Consider the following 5,347-nt stretch of genomic DNA (forward strand, 5'->3'; position numbering starts at 1 on the left):
ACCTCTACGCCACAATCAGCCTAGAAACAGATCAAATAATCCCAACCCGATACAAAATAGCAACCACCATAACAGAAGACACCTATCTATCCCATCACACTGCCTTTGAATACTATGGCTGCGCAAACCAAGTCTTCAACACCGTCCATGTTTCAGGCAAAACCCGTTTCACACCCTTCAAATTTGACGATATAACCTACAAATATCTCTACCCCCGCCTAACAGTTGGCATTGTAAAAAATTCTGACGGGATCTGTGTGACCGATATGGAACGAACCATACTTGATAGTATAAACGATTTTGAGAAAATAGCTGGCCTAGAAGAAGTGCTACAATGCATAGCATTAATTCCGTATGTTGAGGAAAATAAGCTCGTAGAGTACCTGCAACTCTACAACAAGCAATTTCTCTACCAAAAAACCGGATACATACTCTCACAACTCAAAAAATCCCTACGTTTATCTGATCGTTTTTTTGATAAATGCAAACAACATATCGGCCAGAGCATCCGTTATCTTCATAAGGAATTTATCTCCGCTGAGAGTTCTGAGGTTGTTTTTGATAAGCATTGGCAACTATTTGTACCCCAGACTTTGATGCTTAAAGTGAAAAATTAATGCCCTACAATAAGACAAATAAAACCTGTTAAACTAATTGGGCGAAAACAATGCCAATCTGAAAACTGAAATGCCTGTTCCATTTTTGCGAGTAAATGGTAAATGGAACAAAACATGTAGAAAAACCATTTATTATACATCAAACACAAGTGTTCCAATATAGGCAAATATTTGGGAATGGAACAGCAATGGATGCATTCGATTTACTTTCTACACTTGTACGGGCAAGCTTAGAGTCCGATAAAAAGAACATCGAAGCAACCGCTTTAATGATTGCAAAAAAAATAAAAAAAGACCGCCCCGACATAGCCGCAGAAATTACAAAAGCTCTAGCCTACGCTGGACTCGAAAATTCAAGCACCCGTTCCTTAAACCTGCCTCACCCACCAGTAGACCGAGAAACAAGACACGCACTAGTAAAGACAGCTCAACCCATAGAAATGCTCGATCCAATACTCAATGAGCAAGTGCGTAAACAATTAGATGATTTTATTAAAGAACGCAAAATGCTCAACAAATTCCTAGACGAAGATATAATTCCACCCAACAGCATCCTTCTCAATGGAGCCCCCGGAGTAGGAAAAACCTACATAGCCCAATGGATAGCGCACCAACTCAAACTACCACTAATCACCTTGGATTTAGCATCCTCAATATCTAGTTTTCTTGGCAGATCAGGCCAAAATATCCGAAGCATTTTTGAATACGCCATAAACCAAAATGCAATACTATTACTTGACGAATTAGATGCCATCGCAAAACGCCGCGATGATGCAAGCGACTTAGGCGAACTAAAACGATTAGTCAATGTTTTACTAAAAGAATTAGAAGCCTGCCCAAGTAATTGCATTATCATTGGAGCGACTAACCACCCTGAGCTATTAGACAAAGCCATATGGAGACGCTTTGACCGCACACTTACCATACCTATGCCTGAAGAAAATGAACGAACTCTACTACTGCAAAGGCATTTAGGTAAACTTGGGCAACACCTTAAGCCAAGTAGTATCAAATGCTTAACGATCAATACCAAAAATGTAAACGCTGCTGATATCTGTAAATTATGTGAACACATAAAACGGCAGGCTTTGCTAAATCCAGAAGTAAAGGTTGACCTTGTGGCTTTAACTGAACTATTTAAAATAACTCTACCTGAAACAAAAGAAGAAAAAATAGTCACATGCAATATGCTTAAAAAAGAATTCGGATTATCTCAAAGAGAGGTAGCTCAAATCACCCAAATACCCTTAGCAACAGTTTCTAGATATTTGACAAACAAGGAAAAGAAGAAGGAAAAAGTGAAATAATATGACAGGTTCAAAATATCCAATTATTGCGCATGGAGAACTTTACGTAAAGCCTATAGAAAAAAAGAACTCGGGTGGCCCAAAAGACATTCCACATGACTACGAAGAGGCAAAACCTAAAATTGTTGCAGACCTTAACAGAATTTTCGATGCAATTCACGAAAAGCACGAGATTTTTCTGAAAGAAAAAATTGTATGCGTTCGTATGGAGCCTAAATTTGAAGCCAAATCATATGTTCCAAATCAATTATTAACCACTGATAACCTGAGCTTTGTAGGTGGAAGAAAATATCGTTTTACAGAGGATAATGGGGTAGAACAACAGCAGGTTGCAAAACTATATTTTGTTAAAACGGATGATATGGGTCTTAGTAATCTACGAGAAACCTTGACATCAGGTGTCAAAGATGATGTGCAGAATTGGCGTGATCAAATTGGGTCTATTCACTCGTTGGATCTTCTAAGACCTGATGAGAAAATTATGGGTTTTCCTGAAGACTGGAACAAGGGTATTGTAGAAATTGTGTTGCATCCATTAGAAAATGAACACGATCAAATGTTAGATAAATTTTATTCCACAAGTAAGATTCCAAGAAAAGACACAAGAGTAAAAGCGTATAAATCGGGTTTAACTTTCATTAGTGCTAAGTGTAGTCGTGTTGAATTAGAAAATATAAAGCGTTTTAACCCTCTACGAGCTATGCATCCACTGGGGCAAATAGACATAACACCCGTTAGAACTGTATCTGTTGGAGATGCACCCCAACCTTCGTCATCAAACAAAAAATCTAGTATTGTTGTTGGAGTTTTTGATGGTGGTGCAGATGATACTCTTCCGTTGTTAAAGGGGTATGTAAAAACAACTGATTGCGCAGTAATGGCTCCAAATGAGAACTACTTGTCGCATGGTACTGCTGTCTGTGGTGCGGTATTACATGGAAATTTGGCTGGGAAAAATAAATTTTATCCTCTTCAAACGCCTTATGTTTCGGTAGAAAGTTTTAGAGTGCTTCCAATACAAGATAAAGCGGATTTTGAGCTTTATGAGGCTATAGATGAAATTGAAAAAATTGTTAGTGGTCGTCGTGATCTAAAACTCTGCAACGTGTCTTTTGGTCCTAGAGGGGCTATTATTGATGACAGCATTAACCGTTTTACGTATGTTCTCGATCAACTTACTTATGATGTCTCTGAGGGAGAGGTTAATCCCTTATTTTGTGTTGCGGCTGGAAATGATGGTGATTTGCCTGAGCCTTTTAATCGTGTGCAATCGCCTGCAGATATGGTCAATGGATTAGGTGTAGGTGCATACACTTTAACAACAGTTGATGGTTCAAAGATACGAGCAGCCTATAGTTGTGTTGGGCGTGGACGAGAAGGTGCTAAGATTAAACCTGATTTGCTTGATTTTGGAGGGAGTATTGATCGCCCATTTGTTTTAGTAGGTTCAAAACCAGATTCGCTAGCAACATCGTATGGTACTAGTTTTTCCTCTCCATATACGGTGCATAAGATTGGTAAGCTTATGGCAAAGAGTGATAACATTGCACCGCATCTTGGCCGAACGTTGTTGATACATACTGCCCGTTTTAATAAAAAGTTCACACTAGACGAGCAGGGTCATGGTTTTTGTCTTGAAGATGTGGATGAGATTTTGTCTTGTGATGACAAAAAAGTGACTATTCTATATTCAGGGCTACTTGAGCCAGCACAAATAGTTAATTTGCCCATATTTGCTCCCAACATTAACAGCATTAAAGGCATGGTTAACATATCGTGGACTATTACAACGATAGTAGCTCCGTATGCAAACGATCCCGACGCATATACAAATGATTGCATAGACGATGTTTTTATTCCCCATACAGATGTCTTTAAGTATACTAAGGAAGACCCTAAGACTCAAAAACCGCTCACAAAGAGGTTAAATTTGTGCAAAGCTGCTGACATAGAAAGGGAGCAAAATCTTCTTGCTGAGGGTTATAAGAAATCACCGTTTCCTATGAGTTGTACACCAAAGTCTTTTCGTTCTGAAGATGATTTACGGGTGAAAGATTACAAGTGGGATACGGTTATCAAAAAGCATCAGCGTATGCGAGGTTCTTCTTTGCGTAATCCATATCTGACTTTGCAGGCAATTGATCGTAATAAGTTCAATGCTCAGAGCATTAAATATCATGTAGCCGTTTCGATTGAGGCACAAAGTTACACTGGAAGTCTTTATGATGCAATTTTACAGACCTACAAAAATTTGGCTCCAATTACATTAAGAAACATCAATCGCATCATGGTTGACATTAATAGTTAACCAACCTGTTGTTATGGTTAAAGGCTTAATTTGTCCAATAAAGTTCAGAGTGCTCTTAGAGTGCATATAGTGCCTCTGGGGGCTTCATTTTTCTGTGTGGGTCTTATGGGCTTTAAAAATTTCTGTGTACTCTATTTTTAGGTCTCTATATGCATAATAATACTGTATGTAAAAAAATCTCTAAATGTAAAATGCTAACAGGCATTTCAGGCTTTTTTAGCAAATATTTCCACAAATTCAAAACAACCCTCAAGTTGTATTCAACATCAGGTTCGAGTTCGAATTCAAAAAAGACAAAGGAGACAAACTAAGTTGACCTCAACAGTAACCCTATTGTTTTCTAACCTTCTAAGCTCAAATGTGTTGCCTACGCTTATTGCATTACTTACTACCACGTTGTTTGTCTATCGGTCGTTGCCTCTTGTTCGATCAGAGGGTCCTGAGGAGCAGGCTCGCGCACAGAAAGTTTTGGTTGGATGTGTTATTGCAGGGGTGCTTATGGCGGTTGCCAAACCAGTTGCCTTTTGGGTGACGGGCTGGAATGTAACAACGATGCAAGCAGGTCTGCCCGTTGAATTGATTAGTGCGGTTGATAATCTTTTGCAGCTCTTGATGTACATAGGTGTCGTGGTCGTCATCGCTGGATTGATTTATGGTGGAATCCAACTAAGCCGCACAAACCCAACAAACCCAAAAACAACAAACTCTGTCACCTAAACTGACCAAAGATGCCGCTCAAAGAACTACTAACCCTAATAGTAGCCATCCCCACCTTTCTTTTCTTATCTGCCATTTTTCCCCAAACCCACGCATTGTTTATTGTAGGGTGGTTGTTTTGTTTAGGCTTTGATCTACATTCAACCCACAGGTTCTACCTCGAAAACCCCAACCAATTTCACAACAATGAACGCAACAAACTCTTCGTATGGCTAACAAAAAATGCGGGCTTCAAAAAAGCCACAATACTCTTCCCCCTACTAATCGAGGTTCCTCTGCTACTGTTTTTTGCCCTTCTACCCCTACAAACCCTACACACCTACCTGTTCCCCAACACCCCAAACCAACTAATCGTTTGCATCATGGCAAGCTTTGGCATATGTGCAATCGGCCACTTG

The 5,347-nt window shown here is 39.4% G+C and carries 5 protein-coding genes; all 5 read left to right on the forward strand.

The features are described 5' to 3' along the window. Positions 1 to 617, forward strand: a 617-nt coding sequence (locus FWF39_RS11745) for a transcriptional regulator (RefSeq protein ID WP_343383626.1), incomplete at its 5' end; no start/stop codon positions are given. A 188-nt stretch (positions 618 to 805) separates the two neighbouring features. Further along, positions 806 to 1,924: an ATP-binding protein gene (locus FWF39_RS11750; RefSeq protein WP_343383627.1), complete on the forward strand. Its 1,119-nt coding sequence runs from the start codon at positions 806 to 808 to the stop codon at positions 1,922 to 1,924. Position 1,925: 1 nt separating this feature from the next. Further along, positions 1,926 to 4,232: a S8 family peptidase gene (locus FWF39_RS11755; RefSeq protein WP_343383628.1), complete on the forward strand. Its 2,307-nt coding sequence runs from the start codon at positions 1,926 to 1,928 to the stop codon at positions 4,230 to 4,232. A gap of 312 nt (positions 4,233 to 4,544) precedes the next feature. Next, on the forward strand, positions 4,545 to 4,949 hold the full coding sequence (locus FWF39_RS11760) for a hypothetical protein (protein ID WP_343383629.1): 405 nt from the start codon (positions 4,545 to 4,547) through the stop codon (positions 4,947 to 4,949). An 11-nt stretch (positions 4,950 to 4,960) separates the two neighbouring features. Next, positions 4,961 to 5,347, forward strand: a 387-nt coding sequence (locus FWF39_RS11765) for a hypothetical protein (RefSeq protein WP_343383630.1), incomplete at its 3' end; no start/stop codon positions are given.

It is taken from the genome of Candidatus Bathycorpusculum sp., assembly GCF_009778815.1.
GTDB classification, from domain to species: domain Archaea; phylum Thermoproteota; class Bathyarchaeia; order Bathyarchaeales; family Bathycorpusculaceae; genus Bathycorpusculum; species Bathycorpusculum hydrogenotrophicum.